Annotated in this window: 1 protein-coding gene; it reads right to left on the reverse strand. The window is 68.9% G+C overall.

The window, feature by feature from the left end:
• The coding region (locus tag RBB42_RS28025; protein ID WP_306043974.1) for a 3-hydroxyisobutyryl-CoA hydrolase at nt 1–1,316 on the reverse strand (1,316 nt) is incomplete at its 3' end.
• Nucleotides 1,317–1,418: the final 102 nt, after the last annotated feature.

Raw genomic sequence — 1,418 nt, forward strand, 5'->3', positions numbered from 1 at the left:
CCCCCCGCCACGTCGACGGTGGAGCAATCCAGGTGAATGGCGCCCTTGTCCATGACGGGCAGGATCTCTGCCGCGACCGTCTTGAGGATCGCGCCATTGGGCAGCATGGTGATGACCACGTCGGCGCCCTGCGCGGCCTCCTGTGCGGTGGCGACGGAGGTAACGCCCTCGGCCGTTGTTCCCGCCACGTCGAAGCCCTTGACCGCATGGCCCGCCCTGGCAAGGTTGGCGGCCATCGGCGCGCCCATGTTGCCCAGTCCGATGAATCCGATCTGCATGGTCCTCTCCCTGAAATCCAGCTTGTCCTTGCCGAGCGGCATCAGCATTTTCGACACGTCCACGAGAGGCACGCTGTCGAGCGCGTGGCGCCAGTTCGGCGATTTGTCCTTGTCGATGATGGCTGCCCGGATGCCTTCGAGGAAGTCCCCCTGTTCCATGATCCGGTGGCTGACGCGGTATTCCATCTCGAGCGCCTTGCGGATGTCGAGGCCGGGGCTGCGCAGACGGTGGATCATCTCGAGCGTAACGGCCATCGAGAGCGGCGCGTTGCGCGACAGGCGCTTGAGCGCATCCCCTGCCAGGTCGCTGTCGCTGGCCTTTAGGGTGTTGAGCACGTCGCGCAGGGTCTCGCCGCCGAAGAGCGCGTCGATCTCGGGCTGGGCTGTGGCCAGCGGGCTGTCCGGTGGCTGTGGGGCCTCGCCCAGGGCGGCAATATCGCCGGTTTCGATCAGCGCCTGTTTCAGGGCGGGCCAGTCCGCCTCGGGGTGGAACCGGTCGGCAAAGCCCGCGTGGATGGCATCGCCCGGCCCCATGCGCGCGGTGGTGATCCCGAGGTATTCGCCCAGCCGCCCCGGCGCGCGGGCCAGCGTGTAGGTGCCGCCCACGTCGGGTACAAAGCCGATGCCGCATTCGGGCATGGAGATCTGCGTCGACTCGCCCACGATGCGATGCGCGCAATGTCCGCCGATGCCGACGCCACCGCCCATGACGAAGCCGTGCAGGAAACTGACGATGGGTTTCGGATACTCGGCCAGCTTGGCGTTCATGCGGTATTCGTCACGCCAGAAGCTGCGGCCGTAGTCGAGATCGCCCGCCATGCCGGTCCGGTACATCTCGGCGATGTCGCCGCCGGCGCAGAAGGCGCGGTCGCCGGCCGCGTCAAGGATGATCAGCTTGACGCTGTCGTCATGCCGCCAGGCGTCCAGCGCCTGTTCCGTGGCAAGGCACATGTCCCAGGTCAGCGCGTTCAGCGCCTTGGGGCGGGTCAGGGTGATACGGCCGGCCTGGCCTTCGGTGCGGATCTGGATGTCTGACATGTCGGTCCTGGCTGTGAGGGCGGAAGGGGGGGGGGGGGGGGGGGGGGGGGGGGGGGGGGGGGGGGGGGGGGGGGGGGGGGGGGGGGGGGGGGGGGGGGGGGG

The sequence above is a fragment of the Mameliella sp. MMSF_3455 genome, assembly GCF_030733205.1.
Classification (GTDB): domain Bacteria; phylum Pseudomonadota; class Alphaproteobacteria; order Rhodobacterales; family Rhodobacteraceae; genus Antarctobacter.